We start from the raw sequence: 26,542 nt of genomic DNA on the forward strand, positions 1-26,542 counted from the left end.
TAAACAAAGAACGAATGAAGAAAAATCAGATAGATATTGTTACCATGGGCTGCTCAAAGAATCTTGTAGATTCAGAGCTAATCATGAAGCAATTTGAAGAAAACGGCTTTCATTGTACACATGACTCAAAGCGTCCACAAGGTGAGATTGCCGTTATCAATACATGCGGATTCATCGAAGCTGCAAAAGAAGAAAGTATCAATACGATTCTTGAATTTATCAATAGAAAGAAGAATGGACAGCTTAATAAGCTCTATGTAATGGGCTGTCTGTCACAACGATACAAAGACGAACTTGAAGCAGAACTTCCAGAGGTAGATAAGTTCTATGGTAAGTTCAATTATAAACAGTTGCTGACAGATCTTGGTAAGGCTGATGTTCCTGCATGTAATGGTGTTAGGCATCTTACCACTCCACGCCATTATGCTTATGTAAAGATTGCTGAAGGTTGTGATCGTCATTGTGCTTATTGCGCCATTCCATTGATTACGGGGCGTCATCATTCACGTCCTGTTGAAGAAGTTTTGGACGAGGTAAGAGGGCTTGTTGCTCAAGGAGTGAAGGAGTTTCAGATTATTGAGCAGGAATTGACCTACTATGGTGTAGACCTTGATGGTAAACATCATATTACTGAACTTATATCACGAATGGCTGATATAGAGGGAGTAGAGTGGATTCGCCTCCATTATGCTTATCCTAATCAGTTCCCACTTGACCTTCTCGATGTAATCGCAGAAAAATCAAATGTGTGTAAATATTTGGATATAGCCTTCCAACATATTTCGGACCATATGCTCGACCGTATGCGCCGTCATGTGAGTAAGCAGGAAACACTTGATTTAATTGCAGAGATACGTCGTCGTGTACCAGGTATTCATCTTCGTACAACACTTCTTGTTGGTTTCCCTGGTGAGACTGATGAAGATTTTGAGGAATTAAAGGAGTTTGTAACTAATGCTCGCTTTGAGCGTATGGGAGCCTTCTCTTATTCTGAAGAAGAAGGTACCTATAGTGCAAATCATTATAAAGATGATGTACCAGAGGATGTTAAGCAGGCTCGTCTCGATGAACTAATGGTTATTCAACAAGGGATATCAGAAGAGTTGGAAGCTGAGAAGGTAGGTAAAACCTTTAAGGTTATTATTGATTGTAAGGAAGGAGAATACTATGTTGGTCGTACAGAATTCTGTTCACCAGAGGTGGATCCTGAGGTCTTGATATCGTCAACAGAGAAGTCTTTACGTATCGGTAAATTCTATGATGTTTGCATCACAGACTCCGATGAGTTTGACCTTTTTGGAGAGGTTGTTAAGTGATAGTTTGTAGTTCATAATATTGAATTTATAAACTAAGAGTTAATTTGATTATAGATTCTGAATTTTTGAATAAAAGGAGAAAACAGAATGAATAATAAAGAATTCATTGCAGCATTAGCAGCAAGAACTGGATATACACAGGATGAAAGCCAAAAGATGGTGAAAACTGTTGTAGACATGATGGGTAAGTCCTTCGAAACAGGCGATCCTGTGCCAGTTATTGGTTTCGGAACGTTTGAAGTTAAAAAGCGTTTGGAACGTGTTATGGTTAATCCTTCAACAGGTTTGCGTATGCTGGTTCCTCCAAAGTTGGTTCTTAACTTCAAACCTGCAGCAACAATCAAAGGACATGTAAGAAAGGGAGGACAAGACAATGGCTAAGAGTGCAATACAATTAATTACAAGTGCATTGGCTAAACAGCATAATCTGTCGGCTGATGATGCGGCAGCTTTTGTTGATGCCTTTTTTGACATTATAAGTTCTGAATTAAAAAACGGTAATCAAGTAAAGATTAAAGGACTTGGAACCTTTAAGGTTCAAGCTGTTAAACCACGTGAGAGTGTTAACGTTAATACGGGTGAACGTGTACTTATAGAAGGTCATGACAAGATCAGTTTCACTCCAGATACAGTGATGAAGGAACTTGTGAACAAACCTTTCTCGCAATTTGAGACTGTCGTTATCAATGATGGCGTTGATACAGAGGAGTTAGAACGTATTCCTGCTGAAGATAGTTCTGATGAGGTAAAATCAGAACTTGTTGATGATGCCACAACAAAAAATACTTCTGAAGAAAAACTACTTGTCGAGGAGGAAAGAACAGAAGTAGAAGATACAAAGGATGAAACTAATAATATTAGTTCTGTAAAAGGGGATGCGGTAATAGAGGCAGAAGATAGTCTCAATGAAAAGAACTTACCGATTGATGTTATAGAAGAGCCTAATACAGAAGAAAATGAGGCTATCTTTGATTCAGAAGAAAAACCTTCTAATCTTGAGGAAAAGAAAGAGGAAAAACAGGAGGTTGCTAAAGAGGTAGATTCTAAGGTCGATTCAATTGTTGAGTCAAAGGTTGACGCTATAGTCGAACCAAAAGTTGAGGAGGAAACTATAGAGGTTGAAGTTAAGTCTGTACAATCTGTTCCTAATACATCAGAAGAGCGAGAAGAGTCTTCAAATGAGAATAATATTGATAACAAAGAATTACCAAATAGTTCTGAACCAACTCATATTCTTGACGACGAAGACACTGATGTAGAAAGTTCAGAGAATGGTATACTAAAGAAGGTTGCATTGGTTGCATTTATTGTAATCATATGTCTTGGTATTTTTCTTTGGGCACGAATGAGTAGCACAAACTCAAAGAAGAAGACGAAAGAAGTAGCAGAGCAAGTAAATACTTCAGAAGATCATTCTTCCCTTGGTACACAGACAGTCTCTGCAGATACAACATCTGTAACTAAAGTTCATAAAACACCTGAAAAGAAAGAGACAGCTAAAGTTGATTCTTTTATGCCTTTAAATAGTGACCCTCGTATCCGTTATGGTGCTTATAATATTATAGGCATTGATCGCATTGTAGTGTTGAAGAAAGGTGAGACTATGGAGAAGTATAGCCGAAAGACACTTGGTGCTGATATGGTTGGGTATTTTCAAGTTCTTAATGGTCGTAAGACAATGCAAGCTGGTGACACTATGAAAGTTCCAAAGGTTGAATTAAGACCAGAGTATAGAAAGTAAGTATTTTAAATATAATAAAGCAGTATTTGTTTTATACAGCTGTAATCTTGTAGAAAAAAGTCCTTAAAAGAAGTTTTAAGGACTTTTTTAATATAATTTAGACACTATTCTTCGCTTCATCCGCATTTATGTTGTACTTTTGCGACTAATAGAATAAGAATATAATAGTACAATAATAATTTGTAAGATAATGGCAGAATCTATTGATATTAGAGAGTTGAACGAGCGGATAGAAAGTCAGAGTTCATTTGTAACCAACCTTACAACAGGTATGAATCAGGTTATCGTTGGTCAAAGACATCTGATAGACTCACTACTTATTTCGTTACTCAGTGATGGTCATATTCTTCTTGAGGGTGTGCCTGGTCTGGCAAAAACACTTGCTATCAAGACTCTATCACAGCTTGTTGATGCACGTTATAGTCGTATTCAGTTTACTCCAGACCTTTTGCCAGCTGACGTTATTGGTACACAGATTTATTCTCAGAAGGATGAAGCCTTTCACGTAAAGAAAGGTCCTGTATTTGCTAATTTTGTACTCGCTGATGAAATCAATCGTGCTCCAGCAAAGGTTCAGAGTGCATTGTTAGAGGCTATGCAGGAGCATCAAGTAACAATTGGTGACTCTACTTTTACACTTCCAGACCCTTTCCTTGTATTGGCTACTCAGAATCCGATAGAGCAGGAGGGTACTTATATGCTTCCTGAAGCACAGGTAGACCGATTCATGTTGAAGGTTGTTATCGATTACCCTACGTTAGAGGAAGAGAAACTTGTTATTCGTGAGAATCTTCAAGAGAGTATGCCTGTTGTACATCCTGTTATTACTGCGAATGAGATTCTTGAGGCACGTCGTGTGGTTAAGGATGTATATATCGATGATAAAATCATGCAATATATTGCTGATATCGTTTTTGCGACACGTTACCCAGAGCGCTATCAATTGCCAGAATTGAAGCAAATGATAACATTTGGTGGAAGTCCACGTGCAAGTATCAATCTTGCAAAAGCAAGTCGTGCCTATGCTTTCATCAAGCATCGTGGTTATGTTGTCCCTGAAGATGTACGTGCAGTTGCACATGATGTTTTGCGTCATAGAATTGGTTTGTCTTACGAGGCAGAAGCAACTGATCTTACAACAGAGAAGATTATTAGTGAGATTATCAACAAAGTACAGGTGCCTTAATCTTCAATTATATTCTTAGAAGAATTTAAGAAGCATTATTATCATTTTCTATGGATACTACTGAATTACTAAAGAAAGTCCGAAAGATTGAAATCAAGACCTTAGGACTGAGCCAGAATATCTTTGCTGGGCAGTATCATTCTGCCTTCAAAGGGCGTGGTATGGCCTTTTCTGAAGTACGCGAGTATCAGTATGGTGATGATGTTAGAGATATTGATTGGAATGTGACAGGACGTTTTCATCGTCCATACGTTAAGGTTTTTGAAGAAGAACGTGAGTTGACAGTGATGCTGCTAATAGATGTCAGTGGCTCGCTTGATTTTGGTACTTCTGGCCAGTTAAAACGCGAGTGTGCTACGGAGATAGCCGCTACTTTAGCATTCTCTGCTATTCAAAATAACGATAAGATTGGTGTTATATTTTTCTCAGATTATATAGAGAAGTATATTGCTCCAAAGAAAGGACGTAAGCATATTCTTTATCTTATTCGAGAGATGCTTACTTTTACTCCGAATAGCAAGAGAACAGATGTCGGCATAAGTCTTGAATACCTTAACAAGGTAATGAAGCGTCGTTGTACAGCCTTTGTAATCAGTGATTTCTATACTCGTAAGGATTTTAGTCAAGAACTACGAATAGCTAATAAAAAACATGATATTGTTGCCATTCAAATTTATGACCCTCGAGCAAAAGAAATGCCTGATGTTGGCTTAATGAAGGTTGTTGATGCAGAAACAGGGCATGAGATGTATATTGATACTCATGATGCTCGTTTACGCAAAGTACATAATAAATATTGGGAGGAGCGTGAGATACGATTACATGAGATGTTAACTCAGAGTCATGTTGATAGTGTGGCTATCGCAACGGATGACGACTATGTAAAAATGTTGATGACGTTGTTTTCAAAGAGGAACCGATGAGAAAATATATTGTTATATTTTTATTGCTTATCCTGGCAGTTGTAAGCCATGCACAAGTACAGGTAACGGCAAGTGTGGATTCTACCAAAATATTAATAGGTGGACGTTCACACTATTTCATTACTGTATATGCACCTAAAGGGACGAAGATTTCTTTTCCAGAATTTAATAATAAAAAAGAGATAGTATCAGATGTTGAAGTACTAAGTGCTAAGTCTGACACAGCAGATGCAAATAGTAAGGTAAGAATAAGACGGATATATACCATTACTGCATGGGATGCTAAGCGTTATACTATTCCTGCACAGAAAGTTATTGTAGGTGGTGCGACTAAGACGACAGGTAATGTTACTCTGGATGTCCAGGCTGTTCCTGTCGATACAGTGAAAAGTACTCCTATGCCACCAGATGATATTCAAAAGGTTCCTTTTTCATGGGGGGAATGGGTTCCTGTAATTTTAGTAATTGTACTTGCACTTATACTCATCTGTTTTGTTTTCTATCTTTATAGAATTCTTTGCCATAAGAAAAATGGTAGGGCATTAAAGAAAACACGTGCATTATCTTACTATGAGCAAGCAAAACATGACCTTTCTGAGATAGCTGCAAATAAGATGTTGTATGCAGAACAGAAAGCTTATTATACAGATGTTACAAACGTTCTCAGAAAATATATCTCACAGCGTTACAATATCAACGCATTGGAAATGACTTCTCATGAGATATTAGAAAGTATGAAGGATGTTTGTGATGTTTCTGAATTAAAAGTAGTATTCAGCACAGCAGACCTTGTAAAATTCGCTAAATATTCAACAGATGCGAATGACATGACTTATTATCTTGATAGTATTGTTCATTTTATAGATAGTACAAAGGTTGAAGAAACAAAAGAGGTTGTTGAAGAACCAAAAGAAAACATAAGTGATACTCGTTCACGTAAGATAATAAAGCTCGCTATAGGATTGCTATTAGTAATATCCGTAGCTTTGCTTATTTACGCTGCATTTGAAGCCTATGCGCTTTTGATGTAATATAAATAGAATTATAGAAATGGAATTTGCCAATAGTGGATATCTCCTTTTACTACTCTTGTTGATACCGTATCTATTATGGTATTTCTTTCGTGGTAAAGGTAAAGAACCAACCATGAGGATGAGCGATACATTTGCTTATCAGCATGCTCCCAAAAGTTGGAAGGTGAAATTGATTCATCTCCCTATGGCTTTGCGTTGTATAGTTTACGCATTAGTAGTCATTGTTTTGGCACGTCCACAAACTTATAATGCCTGGGATAATAAAGATACTGAGGGTATTGACATCATGTTGACAATGGACATTTCTGCAAGTATGTTAACAGAAGATGTTTTTCCCAATCGTATGGAAGTAGCAAAGGAAGTTGCTTCTGAATTTATCAGTAGTCGTCCAAGTGACAATATAGGACTTACTATCTTTGCGGGTGAAGCTTTTACACAATGCCCAATGACGCTTGATCATGCAGCCCTGTTGAATCTTCTTCATAATGTTCGTACGGATTTAGTTACAAATGGATTAATGCAAGATGGTACTGCTATTGGTCTGGGATTAGCAAACTCTGTTAGTCGCTTAAAAGATTCTAAAGCTAAGAGTAAGGTTGTTATTCTGTTAACCGATGGTAGTAATAATGTTGGTTCTATTTCTCCAATGACAGCTGCTACCATAGCAAAGAAATTTGGTATCAGAGTTTATACAATCGGCTTAGGTAGAGAAACAGGGGAAGATATTGGTGCCATCGATTATAAGACATTGCAAGATATTGCAGTATTAACGAATGGTGAATTCTATAGAGCACAAAGCCAGGCTGAGTTATCAAAAATCTATCAAGATATTGATAAACTTGAAAAGACAAAGATGAATATTAAGTCGTATGACCATCTACATGATGCTTACATGCCTTTTGCTTGGTTGGCTTTATTACTCTTTTGCTTTGAGTTAATTCTTCGTTGGACAGTCTTCCGACGATTGCCATAATATTATCTCTTAGCGATACAAATAAGATTTGCTTGTTTAACAAGATTAGTTGAAGAATGTTTAGATTTGATAATCCCATATATCTGTGGTTATTATTACTGATACCCTTATCAGTAATCATCTACTTGTACTCCATTCGTAAGCATAAGCAACGATTGGCGAAGTTTGGGAATCCATCACTTATACACCAGCTCTCTCCTATGACAAGTAAGAGAAGAGGTTGGATTAAATTTGTGTTGGTAGAACTGGTATTATTACTCCTTATACTTATTATCGCTCGTCCTCAGGTTGGAAGTAGAATTGCTACAAACAAGGAGCGTGAAGGCATAGAAACTATAATTGCACTTGATATTAGTAATTCAATGCTGGCAGAAGACGTTGCTCCTTCACGTTTAGAGAAGAGCAAATTGCTTGTTGAAAATTTGATGAATAAGTTTAGTGAAGACAAAATAGGATTGATTGTCTTTGCGGGAGATGCTTTTGTTCAATTACCTATAACAAGTGATTATGTTTCAGCTAAAATGTTTTTAGATAATATCAATCCTTCTTTAATTGGTACACAAGGAACAGATATTGGTAAGGCACTTCAACTTTCTATGAATAGTTTTACACCTAACTCTAAGGTCGGGAAGGCTATTATCTTAATTACGGATGGTGAAGATAATGAAGGTGGTGCTGAAGAAATGGCAAAACAGGCACAAAGCAAGGGGATAAGAGTTTTTATTTTAGGTGTTGGCTCTACAGAGGGTGCAACAATTCCAATGTCTGATGGCAGTGAATTGAAAACATCTAACGGTGAAGTTGTGAAGACTCGTCTTAACGAAGAAATGTGTAAACAGATTGCAACTGCAGGACATGGTGTTTATCTACATGTTACAAATAGCAGTATGGCTGACGCTGTTTTAGGCAGAGAACTTAATAAATTGCAGAAAGGTAAAATTAACAATGTTGTTTACAGCGACTTTGATGAACAATTTCAGGCATTAGCATTGCTTGTTGTCATTCTGCTAATTATAGATGTCTTATTACTTGAAAGAAAAAGACGTTGGTAAAAGGTATGGTAAAACGACTTTATATCACAATATGTATGTTGTTGGTGTTTGTCGGGAGTAATGCACAAACAGCTAATCAACTCATAAGAGAGGGAAATAAGCTTTTCTCTTCAAAAAACTATGCACAGGCGGAAATTCTTTATCATAAAGCTATTGATAAAGATGGTAGCAATGCGATTGCTAATTATAATTTGGGTAGATGCCTACAAGCACAAAAAAAGAATGAGGAAGCAAAGAAATTGTATGATAATGCTGCAAAGTTAGAAAAAGACCCAGTTCGCCTCTCAAGCAGTTATAATAATCTTGGTACAATTTTTCAAGATGAGCAAAATTATGAAAAGGCTATAGAGGCTTATAAGAGTGCTTTACGTAGTAATCCAAATCATAAGAATGCTCGCTATAACCTTGAGTTATGTAAACGTAAATTGAAACAGCAACAAAATCAGCAATCATCTGATAAAAATAAATCTGATAAGGATAAAGAAAAGAAAAAGAAGCAACCTCAAAATCAGAATCAAAATAAAAACAATCAAAAAAATAATCAGAAGAATAAACAACCGAAAGACAACCAAGGCATGAGCAAAGATAATGCTGAGCAACTTCTCAATGCTGTTAAACAGCAAGAGAAAGAAACTCAAGAGCGTCTATCAAAGGTTATGCGCCAACCTTCTGATAAAAAACTTGATAAAAACTGGTAATATTGAAAATATGAAACGATATATAATTTTATTTCTGTCACTAATGAGTGTTTGTGTTTTACAAGCACAACGTGTTCGGGTGGCTGCACCAAAACAAGTGACAGTGGGCGAGGAGTTTCAGGTTGAATACGTCGTATACACCCAAGATGTTCGTAGATTTCAATTGGGAAGATTATCAAGTGGACTTGAGAAAGTATTTGGTCCTGCAACTTCTTCGCAATCAAATTATCAATTCATTGATGGGCATGCAAGTAGTTCATCTTCTGTTTCATTTACATACGTCTTTATAGCAACTAAGAAAGGAAATGTTAATATTGGTCCTGCCCATATTTTTGTGAATGATCAGGAACTTGCATCAACGCCAGTAAAAATTTTAGCTACTACAGGTTCTCATAGTGCTACAAGTAGTGGATATTATGATTCACGTACAGACTCTCGTGCTGCTGCAGCAAAGATTACAGCTAACGATTTGTTTATCAAGGTAAGTGCTAATAAGACTACTGTTTATGAACAGGAGCCTGTTTTGCTGACATACAAGGTCTATACAACAAAGAACTTACGCCAACTTATTGGTAAGATGCCCGACTTGGTTGGTTTTCATGTGCAAGAAGTTGACTTGCCACAACAGAAGACTTTTCACAAGGAACGAATCGGAAAACGTTTATATAATTGTGTTACATGGAGCCAGTATGTAATGTATCCACAAATGACAGGTACTTTACAGGTTCCACCATTGACCTTTCATGGTATCATACAAGAATCTAATGGCTTTAATCCATTTGAAGCCTTTGGTATTGATGGTGGTAGTACAAATTTTAAGAAAGACATTGTAGCACCAGGATTAGCTGTTAAGGTTTTACCTTTACCTAATCGTCCTACAGATTTTTCTGGTGGTGTTGGTCATTTTAATCTTTCTGCACAATTAAATAAAAAAGAAGTAAAGGCTGGTAATCCTATTACGATTCGTGTTGTTGTTAGTGGAGCAGGAAATCTGAAGTTGATAAAGAAACCTATCATTCAGATTCCTAAGGGCTTTGAGTCATTTGATATTAAAACAACTGATAAGACCCAGTTGACAACAAAGGGTGCAGAGGGTAACATGGTTTATGATCAGGTAGTTATTCCTCATCAGGAAGGACTTGTAGCCATACCTCCAGTAAAGTTCTGCTACTATGACTTAGTGCAGAAGAAATACGTAACGCTGCAGACAGAACCGATGGAGTTAAAAGTATCAAGAGGTGACGGCTCTTCAAAAGATATTCTTTCTGTTGATTTACCAAATGAAGACATTTTACCATTGAAGATAGGCGACAGTTCACTTGATAAAGTTGGCAACTTCTTCTTTGGTTCTGTGACATACTATATAATTCTTCTTTTACTATTGGGAGTAGGGGGTGCATTATCATTCTACTATCGTGATCGCTTTGCGCATCGTGTGGATATGGTATTAAAACGTGGAAAAAATGCCAATCGTGTTGCTTCCAGTCGTTTACATGCTGCAGAACTTTTAATGCTGAAGAATAAAAATCTCGATTTCTATGATGAGGTTTTGAAGACATTATGGGGTTATGCAAGTGATAAGCTCAACCTGCCTGTAGAATCATTATCACGTGATAATATTAGAGAGCAGTTTAGTAAAATCAATGTTCCATTCGAAGTGATTGATAACTACATTTCTGCTATTGACGAATGTGAATATGAACGCTATGCTCCTGGTGACGAGAAAGGTAATATGAAACGAACACTTGATGCAGCAATGAAAGCTATAGCAGATATGGAAGAGACTGTAAAGAAATTGAAGCCTTCAAGCAAGAAGACTTTCAGCTTCTTCTTCCTTATCATATGCATGTCTATTTTCTCTTTGCAGTTATCAGCACAAACAAAGGCTGATGTTGACAAGCTATATCAAAAAGGGAATTACATGCAAGCCGTTAAAGGTTATGAGAAACTATTAAAGCAGGGCGAATCTGCTGCCTTATATTATAATCTTGGCAATAGCTACTATCGCCTTGATAACATCCCACATGCCGTGTTATCATATGAGCGTGCACAGCGTCTTGCTCCAAGCGATGAGGATATTCGTTTCAACCTTCAGTTGGCACAATCAAAGACAATTGACAATTTGACACCAGAGCCAGAAATGTTTTTTATAACATGGTATAAGGCATTGGTTAATTATCTTAGTGTTGACATGTGGGCAATTCTCAGTCTTGTTTGTCTATTTATTTCGATTTTAGCGCTTATTGTTTACTTGTTTGTTGACATTGAGTTCCTTAGGAAGTTGTCAAAGGTGGTATTGCCTATCTTTTTCCTATTTTTCATTATCAACACATTCTTTGCTATACAACAGGTTTATTTGTTAGACTCAGCATCACATGGTATTATCATGACACCATCAGCCGTTGTAAGAAAGACGCCTGATCAGAAGTCTGCTGAAGCATTTATCCTTCATGAAGGTTCAAAAGTCAGAATTACCGATAATAGTATGAGCCAGTGGACGGAAATCAAGTTGAGTGATGGTCGTCAAGGTTGGATTAAGGCTGAGAATGTTGAAGCTATATAAATGACAACTTGACAGAAAGTTTCTTATAGAATCCAAACAATGAATTTAGACGTATTTAGAGAACTTGATAAATCAATTTTACTCGCTTTCAATGGAGGCGATAACCTTTTTATTGATTATTTTGTTCTTACAGTTACCAATGCTTTTACATGGATTCCTCTTTATGCGTCTTTGCTTTATTTGGTTATAAAGAATAATGAGAACTGGCAAAAAATAATACTTGTTATTGGATCTGTGGCATTGGGGCTTCTTATCGTAAATGGTTTAAATGTTGGTATTGTTAAGCCACTTGTAGCCCGACCACGTCCTCTCAATAATCCAGACTTACAGGGAATTGTTGTGGCTGTAAACCATTATATGGTTGATGGTTATAGCTTTTTCTCGTCACATACTGCTAATGCCTTTGTGATAGCAGTATTCTTCTGTTTATTGGTACGTGACCGCATCTTTTCTATTTTAATGATTGCATGGAGCATTATGGTATCCCTAACACGTCCATATCTTGGTGTTCATTATCCTTCTGACGTATTTGTAGGAATGATATTTGGCTCAAGCGTCGCTGTTTTCATTTATTTTTTATACCTTCGCATTTATATTCGTTTTAGTGACAAATTACACTATATTTCGACAAAATATACGCGAACAGGTTATAGCTTTGCAGATATAGACGTTGTTATTAGTGTACTTATCTTGTCATTTATTTATGCGGCTTTTCGGGCCGTCTTATCCATATAAAATAAAATTATGTCTGAAGATACAAAACATATTAGCATTTCTGATTACAACTATCCACTCCCTGATGAGCGCATCGCCAAGTTTCCGTTGACAGAGCGCGACCATAGTAAGTTATTGCTTTATAAGCATGGTGATGTATCGGAGGACATTTTTTATAATCTTCCTGAATATTTGCCTAAGGGTGCGTTGATGGTTTTCAATAATACGAAAGTCATTCAAGCACGTATGCACTTTCGCAAGGAGACGGGAGCACTCATAGAGGTGTTTCTTATGGAACCAGCACAGCCAACAGATTATGAATTGATGTTTCAAACAAATCATGAGTGTGCATGGCTTTGTATGGTTGGCAACCTTAAGAAGTGGAAGGAAGGTGCATTAAAGCGTGCATTTGAAATCAAAGGGCAGAAGCTGACACTCACCGCAACAATGGACCGCAGTAAGGTTCAAGAGCAAGCTGGTGGAACTAATCACTGGATTCAATTTGAGTGGGATAATACAAACATATCATTTGCTGAGATTCTTGAAGCCGTAGGTGAATTACCTATTCCTCCATATCTTAACCGTGCTACAGAGGAAAGTGATAAAGAAACTTATCAAACCGTATATTCAAAGATTAAAGGTTCAGTGGCAGCACCTACAGCTGGACTTCACTTTACCGATAAAGTGCTGAAAGCCTTGGATGAACATGGTGTTGATCGTGAGGAACTTACACTTCATGTGGGAGCCGGAACTTTCAAACCAGTGAAGAGTCAGGAGATTGAGGGTCATAATATGCACACGGAGTTTGTTGTTGTTCGTCGTCAGACCTTAGAGAAACTTCTAAAGCATAAATGTCACGCTGTTGCTGTAGGAACAACAAGTGTTAGAACACTGGAAAGCCTTTATTATATGGGTGTTAAGTTGGTATTGTCTCCAGAAACAGCAGAGAAAGACCTTCATGTCAATCAATGGGAACCATATGACTTACCACATAATGAAGAAGGATTGGTAGTAGTGAATGGTAAGGTGATAACTGCGGAGGATTCTATTCGTCATTTGCTTGCCTATTTGGATAAAGACGGATTAAATGTGTTACATTCAAGTACTCAGATTATCATTGCTCCAGGTTATACTTATAAGATAGTCAAGGCACTTGTTACCAATTTCCATCAACCACAATCAACGTTGTTGCTCTTAGTAAGTGCTTTTTTAAAGGGCGATTGGCGTAAGGTTTATGATTATGCCCTCAGCCATGACTTCCGTTTCCTTAGTTATGGTGATTCTTCATTATTGATACCATAGTATTTTTCCCTTAGCGTGAGGATTTATAAAACTTATTTATTATAAGTAGACTTGGTATTTAAAAGAGGGAGGAAATGCAGCTAATTGATAAGATATTGGTTGTATTCTTTATAAACATTTAGAAGAAAAAAAGATGAAAATAGGTGATAAAGTTAGATTTTTAAGCTCTACTGGTGGTGGAGTCATTGCAGGTTTCAAAGGTAAAATTGTTTTGGTTGAAGACGAAGATGGTTTTCAGATTCCAACAGTAGCCAGTGAGGTTGTTGTTGTTGAAGATGCCGCTACTGACCGTGCAAAACTGCGTATCGACCAGCAGCAACGTAAGATGGAGAAAGGCGAGGATACTCGCAGTATCAAGCAACGTCTGACCGCTACAGGCGCTGAAGAAGAGGAGGTAGGGGAGGATTGGCGTGATGTTGATGCTGACATAGAACCGCATGATGACCCTTCCGTTAATTTTGAAGCTCCAGTGAGAGAACGTGTTGGTGGTGATGAATTGTCTATTTATCTTGCTTTCACACCTACCGATATAAAGAACCTCACGACTACGCACTTCAAGTCTTATCTTGTCAATGATTCAAATTATTATGTTCATTTCTCCTACTCTTTAAAGCAGGAAGATAAGTGGGTATTGAAGGCTGTTGGCGAATTGGAACCAAATATGAAGTTGCTGATAGAGGACTTCACGCTTGCCGACCTCAACGATATGTTGCAGGGATGTGTTCAACTTCACAGTTATAAGAAGGATAAGCCTTTCGCACTCAAGCCTACTTGTGATCTTCAGGTAAAGATTGATGCCGTGAAGTTCTATAAGCTCAATACTTTCCACGAAAGTGTCTTCTTCGAGCAGCCAGCATTGATATACACGTTGATTGAGAAGGATAAGCCTGCTCAGCACCCGATGTTGGAACCTTTAACAAGGAAAGGTGAGGACGAAGCCACAGAGAAGTTGAAGGTGGGTTATGCGTCACCAAGCCGTCTGTCAGAAGAAGATATTGACAAGAAGACGGAGGAACTCTCCAAGCGTTATAAGTTTGAGCGTAAGAAGCCAGCTAAACAGATTCTTAGCGATGACAAAATTATCATAGACCTTCATGCTGACGAATTGCTCGAGACGACAGCGGGTATGACAGCGGCAGATATTCTTGAATATCAATTAGATGTCTTCCGTCGTACGCTCGAACAATACAAGGCGCATCGTGGCAAGAAACTCATCTTCATTCATGGGAAGGGCGAAGGCGTATTGCGCCATGCAATCATTCATGAACTTAATTATAAATACAAACATTATTCTTACCAAGATGCTTCTTTCCGTGAATACGGCTACGGAGCTACTCAGGTAACAATTAAATAATTTTTCATTCAATATGAAACACGGACTTATAAAGGTGGCTGCAGCTATTCCTGCAGTGAAGGTTGCAGATACAAAGTTCAACCTTATAGAAACAGAAAAGCAGATTGCTATTGCTGAAGGTCAGGGCGTAGAGATTATCGTTTTCCCAGAGCTTTCAATAACGGGTTACACTTGTCAGGACCTTTTCCAGCAGCAACTTCTTCTTGACGATACTGAGCAGGCTGTCATCGAGCTGCTCGAATTTACTCGCCAATTAGATATCACCGTCATTGTCGGTGCGCCTGTAGCTGTGGGAGCATTGCTCCTTAATTGCGCATTGGTCATTCAACAAGGAAAACTCTTAGGCATCGTAGCAAAGACCTTCCTACCTAACTACAGCGAGTTCTATGAGAAACGATGGTTTGCATCTTCACAAGACTTGCGTCCACAGCACATTCGCTTTGCAGGGAATAATATTCGCGTGACACCAGAGTTGCAGATTTTCCGCACATCTGAGGGGGCTACCTTTGCCATAGAAATCTGTGAGGATGTATGGGCACCAACACCACCGAGCAATCATCTTGCCTTGGCAGGTGCAGAGATTGTCTTCAACCTTTCTACCAGCGACGAACTCATCGGAAAGCACACTTACTTGAAGTCACTGCTTGCCCAGCAAAGCGCACGCACTATCAGCGGATACGTTTATAGCAGCAGTGGTTTTGGTGAGAGTACGCAGGATGTTGTCTTTGGTGGAAATGCATTGATTTTTGAGAATGGCTCACTTGTTAAGCAGTCAGAACGCTTCCAGCTTGACCCACAGTTAGTTATCTCTGAAATTGACATTGAAAATTTACGTAGCGAACGTCGTACCAATAGTACCTTTGTCAACGCACAGCGTCCTGTTGCGTCAGGATTAGCTGGTGTTACTGGTCAGATTGATGAACTCGCCTTGCACGTAGATTGCTTGCCACCGCTCAAGCCTATGCGTGAGTTTACGCTGACACGCGAGTTCGACCAGCATCCTTTTATTCCTAAGACAGAGAATATGCAGGATGCTTGCGATGAAATCTATAATATTCAGGTGAGTGGATTGGCGAAGAGGTTGGTACATACTAATTGCAAATCAGCAATTATTGGTATTAGTGGTGGACTTGATTCCACCCTTGCCCTCCTTGTTGTTGTCAAGACTTTTGATAAGCTTGGACTTGATCGTAAGGGAATTGTAGGCGTTACCATGCCAGGGTTCGGAACAACAGGCCGAACCTATAAGAATGCTATGGCTCTCATGGAGCGTCTTGGTATCACGATTCGTGAGATTGATATTAAAGCCTCTGTTTTACAGCATTTTAAGGATATTGGTCATGACCCAGAGGTACACGATTCTACTTATGAGAACGCACAAGCGCGTGAGCGTACGCAGATTTTGATGGATTTGAGTAATCAGATGAACGGACTTGTCATTGGTACGGGCGACCTTAGCGAACTTGCCTTGGGATGGTGCACCTATAATGGCGACCACATGAGTATGTATGCCGTGAATGCAGGTGTGCCAAAGACGCTGACGCAATATCTTGTGCGTTATGCTGCTGACACAACTAAGGATGAAAATGTACGTAAGACATTGATAGACATCGTGGAAACTCCAATCTCACCAGAGCTAAAACCTGCTGATGATAAGGGAGAAATTGCACAGAAGACAGAAGACCTTGTTGGTCCTTACGAGCTTCACGATTTCTTCCTCTATTATGTTCTTCGCTGCGGTTTCCGCCCTTCAAAAATCTATTGGATGGCGCAGAATGCCTTTCGTGGTGTTTACCCCGACAGCGTCATTCTTCATTGGATGCGCATCTTCTTCCGTAGGTTCTTCTCTCAGCAATTCAAACGTTCATGCTTGCCAGACGGACCAAAGGTGGGCAGCGTGAGCCTTTCGCCACGTGGCGACTGGAGAATGCCTTCTGATGCAATGTCAACCAACTGGCTAAACGAGTTGGAAGGACTGTCATGAAGCGAATAATCTTTCAACTTATTTTCCTACTGATTCCTCTGTGCACACCTGCGCAGGGGAATCTTCCTTTACTTCCATTGCCTGTGCTTGAATTATTGCAATATCAGGTGCAGAAAGGGAAGCGGGCGGTTGCACCTTATCTTTTCAGTAAGTATGGGTTTAGGCGGATACCAGCAGAATTGGTGGTTGATGAATCTCGTCAGTTATGGGGTTGGCATGTCGGTCCTAACACGGATTTTGATCAATCTAAACATCCATTTTACAGACTCTTTACAAAGAAGGATAATTCAAGCCTTGCAGTCATTGACGATAGGGGAGGAGCGTTGCAAATCGTCTTTTGGGACAAGGGGTATTATCATACGTTGGTGTCTGGTCTTCGGTCGCATGGCTACCAGCTGCAGCATGTGAAGCCTGCGACTAATGTTCTTCGTTTTCAGCGTGAGGGCAGTTCTGTGATAGCAGACGTGACGGTGTGGGCAGATATGTACGTCTTAGAGCTTCATAACTGATAACGACTTGTTTTCTACTTTCTTCTCTTGTTTTTCATTTTGACGATACAAAGATAAGTTTTAATTTCTAAGATTGCAAGAAAAGTGAGTGTTATAAAATGTTATTTTGATTATAATGCGTTATTAATCAGTATTTTACAAAATGATTAGCAGTTATCGCATAGGCTAATAACAATACGCTCATTATTTATTTTTTTTCGCATAGAGGTTCTCTCTAAGCTTCTTTGATGCCATATCTATACGATGCAGATGCGCCTTTTATGGTGAATAGATAGGCTAAAAACATCATTTTATTTCTTGTATAAGACGTTAAGACCTAACTTTTTACAATAGTGAGAGTGAGAATAATATTTCTGTTTTGATTGATAATCAGTAATATAACTTCTTTGCTACTTTCCTCCGATTACAAAATTACAAATTACATATTACATTAAGGACCATCAGACTTTTCGTATGGTGCCGAATAGGTGAAAAATGATAGTTTTATAATGAATAAAATAATAATTTATAATATAAATATTTTTATTATTATATATAATATATATTATATATAATAATAAACTTTTGTTCCTTAGCTGCTGGCAGACATACCCCCACGACCTTAATGTAATTTGTAATTTGTAATTTGTAATTTTGAGAACTGATAATACAACCATAAATTGTCCGTATACATAAGGGGGGATACTTGCTCAATAAAAGATAACTCATGATATATCAAAAAGTTAGACTTAAAATAACATTTTTTAAAGTAATAGATTCTTGGAATCACAAAGATTTGTTCGTAACTTTACACGTATATAAAAGAAACTTCTACATAGAAATCTACTTACATCTTCCTTGCTTTTTTATCAGATATTCTTTATCTTTGCATGCACCATTTGACATTGGACAATCTTTATCAAAAATAAATCTATTTCTAAAAAGCATCTTATGAGAAACGGACTACTTTTGTTGTTAATGTTATTATTTTGCTGCAGTAATGTACATGCAAAAGATGACGCAATCCCTGTTCAAGGGCGAGTGCTTGATAACATGACAGGAGCTGGAGTGCCAAGTGCCAAGGTTTACCTGATGACCTTAGACAGTGTTGTTATAGATAGCTTGATAGCCGCACCTGCAGAGGCTGGAGAATATGCGGGCTTCTATCAGTTTAAAAATTTGACGAAGGTTGGGAATTATATCGTGCGGGCAAGTGCTGAGGGGTATGAGGACGGCTATATGCACTTTGCGTTGAGGAGTAAGCGAGAGTTTTCTGTATTTGTAAAGTCAATACGATTGGCAAAGGCGCACGAATTGGCAGAAGTGACCGTAAAGGCTACAAAGGTTAAGATGGTTGTTGCGGGCGATACGATTGTTTATAATGCTGATGCTTTCAACCTTGCAGAGGGGAGCATGCTCGATGCACTAATCAGCAAGTTGCCAGGCGCACGACTGACCAAAGATGGGCAAATATTCGTCAATGGCAAGTATATCCAAAGTCTTTTAGTCAACGGACGAGAGTTTTTCAGTGGAAACCCAAAGTTGGCATTGGAGAATCTACCTGCCTATACGGTTAATAAAATCAAGGTTTTTAACAAGTCGGGAGCAGCTTCAAAGTTGGCAGGACGTGATATGGGCGACAAGAACTATGTGATGGATGTAAAGCTGAAGAAGGAGTATGCCGTAGGCTATATGGGTAACGTTGAAGCTGGTGCAGGTTCGAACAACAGATATAAGCTACGTGGCTTAGCCATAAAGTTCTCTGACAAAGAACGCATCGGAATATTTGCCAATAGCAACAACCTTAACGACAATCAGCGAGCGGCACTCAATGGCGAGTGGAGTCCACAAGATGTAGGGAGTGGATTGCAGACGACTAAAACGGTTGGTGCTCAATATATGCGCTTTTTAGGAAATGATTTTTCTTGGTTCGATATTAGTAGCCTTTGGAATCATACAAATACTGACAACGAGTCTCACTCATCTAAACAAACATTCTTGTATGGTGGAGATTCATATCAGCATAGCAGGTATAAGTCGTTAGGAAGTTCTGAAAATTGGTCAGCGGGCAGCAATTTATGTATCCAAAAAGACGAATATTATACGATTAATAACCTTTCTTTTTCATATACCCATAGTCATGGCTTAAATAATAGTAGTATTGAGACTTCTGATAATCAATCACTACTTAACCGTATGCTATCGGCAAATAGCCTTGAATCGAAGAATATAGATTTCAACCTTAAAAATAGCAATGGAATAAGTATCATAGCTGATATGATCAGGTGGAATTTTGGAATCAATTATAACCGTAACACGCAAAAGACCTTTTCTCTACAGGATTTGACCTATCTACAGCATAGCCTTCCACGTGATTATCGTAATCAATATATAAACCGCCTTAATCAAAACCTTAAGTTATCAGCTGGTATCAGTTATAATTGGGCTTTTAGAAATATCAGCTTACAACCTGAGTATAATTACGCATATTCTTATATAAAAACGGATAATCCACTCTATCGTCTTGATAAGATTTCTGGACGTGATAGCAGCTTGTTCGATAGATTGCCCTCTGCCACAAGCATCTTGGCTACAGTCCTTGATAATGGGAATACATATCACTTTACTGAGTATCAAAATAGTCATCAATTTAACTTCTGCTATAGAGACTTGCATAGTAAACTCTTGAAGTGTGAGATAAGTGTAAATCTGCCTGTTCGTATAGCTCATGCCAACCTTTACTATCAACGCATGGGACGACACGATGTGTCTCGGCAGAGTATATTCTTTGAACCTAATATATGGTTGAGGGGTAACGCATGGGAGATAAAAGCTAAGATGAATTCTGAATTACCTGACCTCACAACAATGGTTAATTATCGTGATGACAGCAATCCTATGAATATCATATTAGGCAATACGCAGCTTCGTAATATTCATTATTATGACATAGAAGGTGGTAAGACATTTGAGGGAAAGAAACATAGTCGCCTTAACATTAATACGGGTTATCATCAGACGGATAATGCTGTGGCTTATAGTCTTGTATTTGATAAACAAACAGGTGTTTCAACCGTTCAGCCCATTAGCGTAAATGGTAATTATCGCATTGATTTAGGAATAGGATATACTCGTTCGCTGGATAAAAAAGAGAAATTAAGTATTGATAATCAAGCATCTTTTAACTATAATCATAACGTTGACATGGCAATGGTACAAGGGGCTACACAAAGTCAACGAAGTATTGTAAATAACTGGAAGATAAGTAACGTCTTGAAACTAAATTATCGTCTCGATGATAACTATGAGTTCACACTCCATGGCGGAGGTACATATTATCTTATCAAGAGTCAGCGTGAGGGATTTAGCAATATTCATGCAGGAGATTATAATATAGGTGTGAATGTGCAGGTAGCTTTGCCTTGGAAACTACAATTAACAACCGACCTAACAATGTTTGCTCGCCGTGGTTATCAGCTCTCAGAGATGAATACTACTGACTGGATATGGAATGCACAACTTAGTCGCAGTTTCATAAATAAGAAACTTTTAGTTAAGTTGCAAGGCTTTGACATACTCCGTCAGCTCTCTAATACTCAATACTTAATGAACGCACAAGGAAGAACTGAAACATGGAATAATAGTATTCCACGATATATGATGTTATCCTTGTCATGGCGATTTAATGTAAATCCTAAAAAGAAATAAACGCTTCAAAATAATAGGTCTTGATAACATTTTTTCGTTATAAGCCCTTTGTGGTATCAAAAAATATTCGTATCTTTACACCTTGAAAAAGTACGAAAACGGCTCAGAAAGGAAATAAAGGCTATTGTGAGCAATTTTAGCCTTATGGGGATGAGCTCGTTAAAGTGATAGAAATTTATAACAGAAAAAATATATAATGGACGAAAATCAGACAATTGATCAGGACAGAATTATGAAGATCAACATCGAGGAGGAGATGAAAAGCTCCTACATCGACTACTCAATGTCGGTGATTGTAGCACGTGCCCTCCCTGATGTTCGTGACGGTTTTAAGCCTGTTCACCGCCGTATCCTCTTCGGTATGCGTGGTATCGGTAACTTTAGCAACCAGCCTTACAAGAAGTGTGCCCGCGTTGTCGGTGAGGTACTTGGTAAGTATCACCCACATGGTGACTCTTCTGTTTACGGTGCGCTTGTGCGTATGGGACAGGACTGGAATATGCGCTACAAGTTGGTTGATGGACAGGGTAACTTTGGTTCTGTCGATGGTGACTCTGCTGCTGCGATGCGTTATACTGAGTGCCGCCTCTCAAAGATGGGTGAGCACGTTATGGACGATATCGAGAAGGATACGGTTGACATGGTCAACAACTTCGACGATACGCTGCGTGAGCCAGCTGTAATGCCTACAAAGATTCCTAACCTGCTTGTAAATGGTGGTAATGGTATCGCTGTGGGTATGGCAACGAATATCCCTACGCATAATCTTGGCGAAGTTATTGATGGATGTTGTGCTTATATTGACAATCCAGAGATTTCTACTGATGGATTAATGGAATTTATCCCAGCTCCAGACTTCCCAACAGGTGCATATATTTATGGTCTTCAAGGTGTTAAGGATGCCTATGAGACTGGTCGTGGCCGTGTCGTAATGCGTGCAAAGGCTGAGATTGAGAGCGATGAGAACCACGATAAGATTGTTGTGACAGAGATTCCTTACGGAGTTAATAAGCAGCAACTTATTGAATATATTGCTGACCTCGTGAAGGAAGGAAAGTTGGAGGGTATCTCTAATGTTAATGACGAAACGGGCCGTCAAGGTATGCGTATCGTTGTTGATGTGAAGCGTGATGCCAATGCAAACGTCATTCTGAATAAGCTTTTCAAGATGACAGCATTACAGAGTTCTTTCTCTGTAAACTGTATCGCATTGGTAGCGGGTCGTCCACGTCTGTTGAGCCTTCGTGAGTGTATTAAGTACTTTGTTGAACATCGTCACGATGTCACCATCCGCCGTGCACAATTCGACTTGAAGAAGGCACAGGAGCGCGCACATATCTTAGAAGCACTGATTAAGGCTTGTGACAATATTGATGAGGTTGTACGTATTATTCGTGCCAGCAAGACACCTTCAGAGGCACAAAGAAACCTTGAGAAGCGTTTTGAATTCGATGAGCTTCAATCAAGAGCTATCGTTGATATGCGTTTGTCACAGCTTACGGGTCTGCGTCTTGACCAGTTGCATCAAGAGTTTGAGGAATTGATGCAAACCATCAAGGACTTGCAGGAGATTCTTAATAACCCTGAGCGTTGTAAGGAAGTGATGAAGGAAGAGTTGCAGGAGGTTAAGGAGAAGTATGGCGATGACCGTCGTACAGAGATTATCCCTGATGAGCATGAGTTTAATGCTGAGGACTTCTATCCTAATGACCCTGTAGTTATTACTATTAGTCACCTTGGTTATATTAAGCGCACTCCGCTTGCAGACTTTAAGGAGCAGGCTCGTGGTGGAGTAGGTTCTAAGGGTGCTCGCACACGTGAGAAGGACTTCACCGAATATATCTATCCAGCAACAATGCACCAGACAATGCTGTTCTTTACTCGTAAGGGACGCTGCTACTGGATGAAGTGTTATGACATCCCAGAGGGTGATAAGAACTCAAAGGGACGTGCTATTCAGAATATGCTCTCACTTGAGCCGGGCGACTCTGTTAATGCATTCTTGCGTATTCAGGGCTTGGATGATGATGACTTCCTCGATTCTCACTATGTAGTATTTGCTACAAAGCAGGGTATCGTTAAGAAGACTTCACTCCGTGCTTACTCACGTCCTCGTACCAATGGTGTGATTGCTATTAACATCAATGAGGGAGATGAGGTTGTAGACGTTCGTCTGACAAATGGTCATAACGAACTTATCATCGCTGACCGCAATGGTCGTGCTTGTCGCTTCGATGAGTCAAATATCCGTACTATGGGGCGTGTGTCTACAGGTGTACGTGGTATGCGTTTGGACGAAGATGGTCAGGACGAAGTTGTTGGTATGATTGTTGTTAATGACCCTGTTAACGAGACGGTTATGGTAGTATCTGAGGAGGGTTACGGAAAGCGCTCACAGGTAGAGGACTATCGATTAACTAATCGTGGCGGTAAGGGTGTTAAGACGCTGAATATCACGGATAAGACTGGTAAACTTGTTGCTATCAAGAACGTTACTGATGATAACGACTTGATGATTATCAACAAGAGCGGTATTGTTATCCGTATGTCAGTTGCCGAATGCCGTGTAATGGGTCGAGCAACACAAGGTGTGCGCCTAATAAACCTCGCTAAGAAGAATGATGTTATCGCATCTGTATGTAAGGTGATGAGCTCTGAGATGGAATCACAGGTTGAGGATGATAGTCGTGAAGACCTCCCAAACACTGATGAGGATATCAAGGGAGAGGCATCATCAGTAGATAATACAGAGGTGACACCTGTTGATTTCGAGTAAACGAGTTAACGAGTTGACGAGTAAACGAGTTGACAAGTTGACGAGTTGCTTGTTTCAAAGCTCATAGAAACAACGGTAATCATAATTATGAATTCTGAATTATGAATTATGAATTAACCGAGTTGCTTGTTTCAAAGCTCATAGAAACATCGGTAATCATAATTATGAATTATGAATTATGAATTAAGAATTAACATAGAATTATAAACCTTTTAATAAAGATCACTAATATGAAGAAGTTAATGTTCGCAGCATTGATGTTACTCAGTACATCTGCTGCATTCGCTGGTGACAGCGAGCCACTGAAGGCAATCCTTAAGGCACAGAGCTACGCAGAGGCTGCTGAGCTCATTAAGGCTAACCTCGGCCAGCTTACAGACAATGCTGAGAAGGCAAAGGCTTATGACAAGCTCTATCAACTTGCTATGAAAAAGGTAAGTGCAGAGCAGGGTGTTCAGCTTGAGAACCAGACTAACCAGCAAATGGGTAAGGAAGGTAACAAAGCTGTTGATGAGAAAGGTCTCTACGAGGCTGTAGGTCAGGCTTTCGATGCTGCTGAGGAAATTGTTAAGTATGACAATATGCCTAACGCAAAGGGTAAGGTTAAGCCTAAGTATACAGGTATTGCTGATGAGCTCTATCCACTCCGTGGTCAGCTTATTAATGGTGGTATCTTCTATCAGGGTGCTAAGGATGATGCAAATGCTTATAAGTATCTTGCTCGTTACGTAGACTCTGCTGATGAGCCAATGTTCTCAAAGTTTGATAAGTCTAAGGATGAAAACTTGAATGAGATTGCTTACTTCGCAACTTATTATGCTTATCAGAATAAGGACTACAAAAAGGCTGAGAAATATGCTGAATACGCTGTAAAGAGTAAGGACCGTGGTAAGGATGCGAAGCAGTTGCAGTTGGCTATTATGGGTGCACAGCTTAATAGTCGCCAAGACTCTGTAGCTTATGCAGATAAGCTCGCTGGTATCTATGCTCAAGATCCTGATAATGATGCTGTATTGACAACTTTGACATCTATCTATAGCTCACTTGGTATGCAGAACAAGGCAGAGGAAATCGTAAACGCTGCCCTTGCAAAGAACCCTAACAGCTACGGTGCGTTGGTAATGCTTGGTCAGTTCGCAAGCCAGAAGAAGGAATACGAGAAGGCTGCTGATTACCTTTCTAAGGCATTGGCATTGGCAAAGGATGATAATGCAAAGATTGCTATCAATGCATCAATCGGTCAGTGCTGGTTCTATAAGGCACAGGACCGTGTAGCAGCTGTGAAGGGTGTATTGTCACCAGCTGCACGTGCTCAGTTCAACGATGTTTACAATAAGGCAATTTCATACCTCGAGACAGCTAAGAATCTCGATGTTATGAAAGAGCATAAGAGCTCATGGGCTTACCCACTTTACGGTTGCTACTATTTCGTAAAGGGTGCACAAGCTCCTGAGACATTGGAAGCTGCAGCTATTGCTGGCGTTCAGCAGTAAATAGTTTTTAATATTCCCCTCTTATATGAATTATTAGGTTAAATCATATAAGAGGGGATTTTGTGTTACTAAAATATAGCCGATGAAAAGAGTACTAATACTGATTATTTCTATTTTTACAAGTTGGAATATCGCAGAGGCACAAGAAGCATATCAGCAGGCAGAGTCTTTTAATCGCCTTGCAAAAGAAGCTTTCACCCGTGTAGAGAAACTTTCGAATAGGGATTCTGTAGCCATTTTCAATGCTGTTGTTGATGGTGTGGAATATTCATTGAAAAGTGATGAATTTGACAGAATGCCTAATCGAAAGGGGAAAGTTAACCCAAGATTTGAGGAGGAGAACAAGAATCGTCTTGCAGTTCTGCATCCAATGTTGATAGATGCTGGTAAGTATTTTACCAAAGGAAGTTATACGAGAAATGAAGGACTTGATGCCTTACAATTATATCTAAAAGCTCGTAAATCTCCATTGGTAAAGGATAATATCGATGAGTCAGGTGTTGCTGCTTATTACATTGCTTATTATTATTTAAAAGCTCACAACTTAGAGAAAGCTGATGAATATGCTGATATTGCTATGCAATACGATGAAACGGCACAGGCAGCAGCAGAAATTAAAGCTCAGTGTATGCACAGTAAGATGGTGACAGAGGAAGACTCTTTGCGTTATCTTTCTGTAATACAACGACTTTATCGTACTGACCCTACTAATGAGACTTATTTCTCATGGATTATGAAGTTCTATCAGAATCCTACACGTAAGTTTAATATTGAAGACTTTATTGATAGAATCCTTGAAGAGAATACAAATTCAGCAGTGCCATGGATTCTTAAAGGTGAAATTGCCATGCATGCTGAACGTTGGGAAGAAGCTATAGATGCTTACAAGCAAGCTGATGAAATAGACCCAAGTAGCATTCCTGTAGCCTATAATATTGGTGTATGTCTGAATACTGTTGGATTGGCTGCACGTGAGGCTGTTGCTGAACGAAGAAAGAAAAAGGAAGACGTATCAGATAATGAGTATATGAAATATTTTGCAGAAGCACGTACTTATCTTGAACGTGTGAGAGCAAAAGACCCTCGTAGGAATAGAGTAGATTGGGTAGGTCCTCTCTATTTAGATTATACAATATTGAATGATAAAATAAAGGCTGAAGAACTTGAACCTCTTGTAACAAATTTTAAAAAGTGAAATTTATAAAGTTATTTTTGATATATATCTGCTTGCTCTTTT

19 protein-coding genes are annotated in these 26,542 nt (G+C 39.0%); all 19 read left to right on the top strand.

Annotation, left to right across the window (positions count from 1 at the left end; genetic code table 11):
- Positions 1 to 14: 14 nt before the first annotated feature.
- On the top strand, positions 15 to 1,316 hold the full coding sequence (gene rimO / locus HMPREF1505_RS08770) for a 30S ribosomal protein S12 methylthiotransferase RimO (protein ID WP_036924731.1): 1,302 nt from the start codon (positions 15 to 17) through the stop codon (positions 1,314 to 1,316).
- A gap of 87 nt (positions 1,317 to 1,403) precedes the next feature.
- Positions 1,404 to 1,697: an HU family DNA-binding protein gene (locus HMPREF1505_RS08775; RefSeq protein ID WP_004359441.1), complete on the top strand. Its 294-nt coding sequence runs from the start codon at positions 1,404 to 1,406 to the stop codon at positions 1,695 to 1,697.
- Entirely contained in the window at positions 1,690 to 3,057 is a 1,368-nt protein-coding gene (locus HMPREF1505_RS08780) for an HU family DNA-binding protein (RefSeq protein ID WP_036924733.1), read from the top strand. Before HMPREF1505_RS08775 ends, HMPREF1505_RS08780 begins: the two co-directional genes overlap by 8 nt.
- Before the next feature lie 190 nt (positions 3,058 to 3,247).
- Positions 3,248 to 4,243 carry a MoxR family ATPase gene (locus tag HMPREF1505_RS08785; protein WP_004359437.1) on the top strand — a complete coding sequence of 332 codons (996 nt, stop codon included), beginning with the start codon at positions 3,248 to 3,250 and terminating at the stop codon, positions 4,241 to 4,243.
- A gap of 50 nt (positions 4,244 to 4,293) precedes the next feature.
- A complete protein-coding gene (locus HMPREF1505_RS08790; RefSeq protein WP_036924735.1) occupies positions 4,294 to 5,166 on the top strand; it encodes a DUF58 domain-containing protein in 873 nt (290 codons plus the stop codon).
- The gene (locus tag HMPREF1505_RS08795; protein WP_036924737.1) at positions 5,163 to 6,197 is read left to right on the top strand and encodes a hypothetical protein; all 1,035 of its coding nucleotides are present in this window, start codon (positions 5,163 to 5,165) and stop codon (positions 6,195 to 6,197) included. Before HMPREF1505_RS08790 ends, HMPREF1505_RS08795 begins: the two co-directional genes overlap by 4 nt.
- Positions 6,198 to 6,216: 19 nt before the next feature.
- Entirely contained in the window at positions 6,217 to 7,173 is a 957-nt protein-coding gene (locus HMPREF1505_RS08800; protein ID WP_036924739.1) for a VWA domain-containing protein, read from the top strand.
- A gap of 56 nt (positions 7,174 to 7,229) precedes the next feature.
- A complete protein-coding gene (locus HMPREF1505_RS08805; RefSeq protein WP_036924740.1) occupies positions 7,230 to 8,225 on the top strand; it encodes a VWA domain-containing protein in 996 nt (331 codons plus the stop codon).
- 5 nt (positions 8,226 to 8,230) lie between these two features.
- Positions 8,231 to 8,923 (top strand): tetratricopeptide repeat protein, encoded by a 693-nt coding sequence (locus HMPREF1505_RS08810; RefSeq protein ID WP_036924936.1) that lies wholly within the window; start codon positions 8,231 to 8,233, stop codon positions 8,921 to 8,923.
- Between the two features lie 10 nt (positions 8,924 to 8,933).
- The gene (locus tag HMPREF1505_RS08815; RefSeq protein ID WP_036924741.1) at positions 8,934 to 11,486 is read left to right on the top strand and encodes a BatD family protein; all 2,553 of its coding nucleotides are present in this window, start codon (positions 8,934 to 8,936) and stop codon (positions 11,484 to 11,486) included.
- Between the two features lie 39 nt (positions 11,487 to 11,525).
- Positions 11,526 to 12,221 (top strand): phosphatase PAP2 family protein, encoded by a 696-nt coding sequence (locus tag HMPREF1505_RS08820; RefSeq protein WP_036924742.1) that lies wholly within the window; start codon positions 11,526 to 11,528, stop codon positions 12,219 to 12,221.
- A 9-nt stretch (positions 12,222 to 12,230) separates the two neighbouring features.
- Positions 12,231 to 13,502: an S-adenosylmethionine:tRNA ribosyltransferase-isomerase gene (locus HMPREF1505_RS08825; RefSeq protein WP_036924743.1), complete on the top strand. Its 1,272-nt coding sequence runs from the start codon at positions 12,231 to 12,233 to the stop codon at positions 13,500 to 13,502.
- Between the two features lie 133 nt (positions 13,503 to 13,635).
- On the top strand, positions 13,636 to 14,856 hold the full coding sequence (locus HMPREF1505_RS08830) for a DUF2027 domain-containing protein (protein WP_036924744.1): 1,221 nt from the start codon (positions 13,636 to 13,638) through the stop codon (positions 14,854 to 14,856).
- A gap of 13 nt (positions 14,857 to 14,869) precedes the next feature.
- Positions 14,870 to 16,840 carry an NAD(+) synthase gene (locus tag HMPREF1505_RS08835; RefSeq protein ID WP_036924746.1) on the top strand — a complete coding sequence of 657 codons (1,971 nt, stop codon included), beginning with the start codon at positions 14,870 to 14,872 and terminating at the stop codon, positions 16,838 to 16,840.
- Positions 16,837 to 17,349 carry a hypothetical protein gene (locus HMPREF1505_RS08840; protein WP_036924747.1) on the top strand — a complete coding sequence of 171 codons (513 nt, stop codon included), beginning with the start codon at positions 16,837 to 16,839 and terminating at the stop codon, positions 17,347 to 17,349. Before HMPREF1505_RS08835 ends, HMPREF1505_RS08840 begins: the two co-directional genes overlap by 4 nt.
- Positions 17,350 to 18,279: 930 nt before the next feature.
- Entirely contained in the window at positions 18,280 to 21,036 is a 2,757-nt protein-coding gene (locus tag HMPREF1505_RS08850) for a TonB-dependent receptor (RefSeq protein WP_036924751.1), read from the top strand.
- Between the two features lie 196 nt (positions 21,037 to 21,232).
- Positions 21,233 to 23,812 (top strand): DNA gyrase subunit A, encoded by a 2,580-nt coding sequence (gene gyrA / locus HMPREF1505_RS08855; RefSeq protein WP_036924752.1) that lies wholly within the window; start codon positions 21,233 to 21,235, stop codon positions 23,810 to 23,812.
- A 230-nt stretch (positions 23,813 to 24,042) separates the two neighbouring features.
- Positions 24,043 to 25,305: a hypothetical protein gene (locus HMPREF1505_RS08860; protein ID WP_013265160.1), complete on the top strand. Its 1,263-nt coding sequence runs from the start codon at positions 24,043 to 24,045 to the stop codon at positions 25,303 to 25,305.
- Positions 25,306 to 25,387: 82 nt separating this feature from the next.
- Positions 25,388 to 26,500, top strand: a complete 1,113-nt coding sequence (locus tag HMPREF1505_RS08865; RefSeq protein WP_036924753.1) for a hypothetical protein — start codon at positions 25,388 to 25,390, stop codon at positions 26,498 to 26,500.
- Positions 26,501 to 26,542: the final 42 nt, after the last annotated feature.

Origin of the sequence: Prevotella sp. ICM33, from assembly GCF_000517825.1 — a bacterium.
In the GTDB taxonomy this organism is placed as follows: Bacteria; Bacteroidota; Bacteroidia; order Bacteroidales; family Bacteroidaceae; genus Prevotella; species Prevotella melaninogenica.

What these genes read in the sequence shown, in the direction of transcription:
- rimO (WP_036924731.1), top strand. Translation starts at nt 15, where the DNA reads ATGAAGAAAAATCAGATAGATATTGTTACCATGGGCTGCTCAAAGAAT.
- HMPREF1505_RS08780 (WP_036924733.1), top strand. Translation starts at nt 1,690, where the DNA reads ATGGCTAAGAGTGCAATACAATTAATTACAAGTGCATTGGCTAAACAG.
- HMPREF1505_RS08825 (WP_036924743.1), top strand. Translation starts at nt 12,231, where the DNA reads ATGTCTGAAGATACAAAACATATTAGCATTTCTGATTACAACTATCCA.
- HMPREF1505_RS08795 (WP_036924737.1), top strand. Translation starts at nt 5,163, where the DNA reads ATGAGAAAATATATTGTTATATTTTTATTGCTTATCCTGGCAGTTGTA.
- HMPREF1505_RS08865 (WP_036924753.1), top strand. Translation starts at nt 25,388, where the DNA reads ATGAAAAGAGTACTAATACTGATTATTTCTATTTTTACAAGTTGGAAT.
- HMPREF1505_RS08775 (WP_004359441.1), top strand. Translation starts at nt 1,404, where the DNA reads ATGAATAATAAAGAATTCATTGCAGCATTAGCAGCAAGAACTGGATAT.
- HMPREF1505_RS08810 (WP_036924936.1), top strand. Translation starts at nt 8,231, where the DNA reads ATGGTAAAACGACTTTATATCACAATATGTATGTTGTTGGTGTTTGTC.
- HMPREF1505_RS08820 (WP_036924742.1), top strand. Translation starts at nt 11,526, where the DNA reads ATGAATTTAGACGTATTTAGAGAACTTGATAAATCAATTTTACTCGCT.
- HMPREF1505_RS08800 (WP_036924739.1), top strand. Translation starts at nt 6,217, where the DNA reads ATGGAATTTGCCAATAGTGGATATCTCCTTTTACTACTCTTGTTGATA.
- HMPREF1505_RS08830 (WP_036924744.1), top strand. Translation starts at nt 13,636, where the DNA reads ATGAAAATAGGTGATAAAGTTAGATTTTTAAGCTCTACTGGTGGTGGA.
- HMPREF1505_RS08785 (WP_004359437.1), top strand. Translation starts at nt 3,248, where the DNA reads ATGGCAGAATCTATTGATATTAGAGAGTTGAACGAGCGGATAGAAAGT.
- HMPREF1505_RS08815 (WP_036924741.1), top strand. Translation starts at nt 8,934, where the DNA reads ATGAAACGATATATAATTTTATTTCTGTCACTAATGAGTGTTTGTGTT.
- HMPREF1505_RS08805 (WP_036924740.1), top strand. Translation starts at nt 7,230, where the DNA reads ATGTTTAGATTTGATAATCCCATATATCTGTGGTTATTATTACTGATA.
- HMPREF1505_RS08835 (WP_036924746.1), top strand. Translation starts at nt 14,870, where the DNA reads ATGAAACACGGACTTATAAAGGTGGCTGCAGCTATTCCTGCAGTGAAG.
- HMPREF1505_RS08850 (WP_036924751.1), top strand. Translation starts at nt 18,280, where the DNA reads ATGAGAAACGGACTACTTTTGTTGTTAATGTTATTATTTTGCTGCAGT.
- HMPREF1505_RS08840 (WP_036924747.1), top strand. Translation starts at nt 16,837, where the DNA reads ATGAAGCGAATAATCTTTCAACTTATTTTCCTACTGATTCCTCTGTGC.
- gyrA (WP_036924752.1), top strand. Translation starts at nt 21,233, where the DNA reads ATGGACGAAAATCAGACAATTGATCAGGACAGAATTATGAAGATCAAC.
- HMPREF1505_RS08790 (WP_036924735.1), top strand. Translation starts at nt 4,294, where the DNA reads ATGGATACTACTGAATTACTAAAGAAAGTCCGAAAGATTGAAATCAAG.
- HMPREF1505_RS08860 (WP_013265160.1), top strand. Translation starts at nt 24,043, where the DNA reads ATGAAGAAGTTAATGTTCGCAGCATTGATGTTACTCAGTACATCTGCT.